Origin of the sequence: Streptococcus sp. 27098_8_74, from assembly GCF_041431705.1 — a bacterium.
GTDB lineage: Bacteria > Bacillota > Bacilli > Lactobacillales > Streptococcaceae > Streptococcus > Streptococcus salivarius_E.
Map to the genome: position 1 here is coordinate 1 of NZ_JAPVYF010000053.1, position 2,500 is coordinate 2,500.

The 2,500-nt window shown below is 50.0% G+C and carries 1 tRNA gene and 2 rRNA genes (1 of these 3 cut by a window edge); all 3 read left to right on the plus strand.

Annotation, left to right across the window (positions count from 1 at the left end):
• Positions 1-1,341, plus strand: a 16S ribosomal RNA gene (locus tag O3670_RS10795); the annotation flags it as partial.
• A gap of 54 nt (positions 1,342-1,395) precedes the next feature.
• Positions 1,396-1,468: transfer RNA gene (locus O3670_RS10800), tRNA-Ala, on the plus strand.
• A gap of 146 nt (positions 1,469-1,614) precedes the next feature.
• Positions 1,615-2,500 (plus strand): 23S ribosomal RNA (locus tag O3670_RS10805); its annotated part runs 1,861 nt beyond the window's last position; the annotation flags it as partial.

Here is a 2,500-nt window from a genome sequence, read left to right on the forward strand (position 1 = left end):
GAAAGGGGCAATTGCTCCACTACAAGATGGACCTGCGTTGTATTAGCTAGTAGGTGAGGTAACGGCTCACCTAGGCGACGATACATAGCCGACCTGAGAGGGTGATCGGCCACACTGGGACTGAGACACGGCCCAGACTCCTACGGGAGGCAGCAGTAGGGAATCTTCGGCAATGGGGGCAACCCTGACCGAGCAACGCCGCGTGAGTGAAGAAGGTTTTCGGATCGTAAAGCTCTGTTGTAAGTCAAGAACGAGTGTGAGAGTGGAAAGTTCACACTGTGACGGTAGCTTACCAGAAAGGGACGGCTAACTACGTGCCAGCAGCCGCGGTAATACGTAGGTCCCGAGCGTTGTCCGGATTTATTGGGCGTAAAGCGAGCGCAGGCGGTTTGATAAGTCTGAAGTTAAAGGCTGTGGCTCAACCATAGTTCGCTTTGGAAACTGTCAAACTTGAGTGCAGAAGGGGAGAGTGGAATTCCATGTGTAGCGGTGAAATGCGTAGATATATGGAGGAACACCGGTGGCGAAAGCGGCTCTCTGGTCTGTAACTGACGCTGAGGCTCGAAAGCGTGGGGAGCGAACAGGATTAGATACCCTGGTAGTCCACGCCGTAAACGATGAGTGCTAGGTGTTGGATCCTTTCCGGGATTCAGTGCCGCAGCTAACGCATTAAGCACTCCGCCTGGGGAGTACGACCGCAAGGTTGAAACTCAAAGGAATTGACGGGGGCCCGCACAAGCGGTGGAGCATGTGGTTTAATTCGAAGCAACGCGAAGAACCTTACCAGGTCTTGACATCCCGATGCTATTTCTAGAGATAGAAAGTTACTTCGGTACATCGGTGACAGGTGGTGCATGGTTGTCGTCAGCTCGTGTCGTGAGATGTTGGGTTAAGTCCCGCAACGAGCGCAACCCCTATTGTTAGTTGCCATCATTCAGTTGGGCACTCTAGCGAGACTGCCGGTAATAAACCGGAGGAAGGTGGGGATGACGTCAAATCATCATGCCCCTTATGACCTGGGCTACACACGTGCTACAATGGTTGGTACAACGAGTTGCGAGTCGGTGACGGCAAGCTAATCTCTTAAAGCCAATCTCAGTTCGGATTGTAGGCTGCAACTCGCCTACATGAAGTCGGAATCGCTAGTAATCGCGGATCAGCACGCCGCGGTGAATACGTTCCCGGGCCTTGTACACACCGCCCGTCACACCACGAGAGTTTGTAACACCCGAAGTCGGTGAGGTAACCTTTTGGAGCCAGCCGCCTAAGGTGGGATAGATGATTGGGGTGAAGTCGTAACAAGGTAGCCGTATCGGAAGGTGCGGCTGGATCACCTCCTTTCTAAGGAAAAACGGAATGTACTTGAGTTTCTTATTTAGTTTTGAGAGGTCTTGTGGGGCCTTAGCTCAGCTGGGAGAGCGCCTGCTTTGCACGCAGGAGGTCAGCGGTTCGATCCCGCTAGGCTCCATTGAATCGAAAGATTCAAGTATTGTCCATTGAAAATTGAATATCTATATCAAATTCCATATGTAATTAATTACATATAGATAGTAACAAGAAAATAAACCGAAACGCTGTGAATATTTAATGAGTTAGGTCGAAAGACCAAAATAAGGTTAAGTTAATAAGGGCGCACGGTGGATGCCTTGGCACTAGAAGCCGATGAAGGACGTGACTAACGACGAAATGCTTTGGGGAGCTGTAAGTGAGCAATGATCCAGAGATGTCCGAATGGGGGAACCCGGCAGGTAATGCCTGTCACTCATTACTGTTAAGGTAATGTAGAGGAAGACGCAGTGAACTGAAACATCTAAGTAGCTGCAGGAAGAGAAAGCAAAAGCGATTGCCTTAGTAGCGGCGAGCGAAACGGCAAGAGGGCAAACCGAAGAGTTTACTCTTCGGGGTTGTAGGACTGCAACGTGGACTTAAAGATTATAGAAGAACTACCTGGGAAGGTAGGCCAAAGAGAGTAATAGCCTCGTATTCGAAATAGTCTTTATACCTAGCAGTATCCTGAGTACGGCGAGACACGAGAAATCTCGTCGGAATCTGGGAGGACCATCTCCCAACCCTAAATACTCTCTAGTGACCGATAGTGAACCAGTACCGTGAGGGAAAGGTGAAAAGCACCCCGGGAGGGGAGTGAAATAGAACCTGAAACCGTGTGCCTACAACAAGTTCGAGCCCGTTAATGGGTGAGAGCGTGCCTTTTGTAGAATGAACCGGCGAGTTACGATATGATGCGAGGTTAAGTTGAAGAGACGGAGCCGTAGGGAAACCGAGTCTTAATAGGGCGCATTAGTATCATGTCGTAGACCCGAAACCATGTGACCTACCCATGAGCAGGTTGAAGGTGAGGTAAAACTCACTGGAGGACCGAACCAGGGCACGTTGAAAAGTGCTTGGATGACTTGTGGGTAGCGGAGAAATTCCAAACGAACTTGGAGATAGCTGGTTCTCTCCGAAATAGCTTTAGGGCTAGCGTCGATGTTAAGTCTCT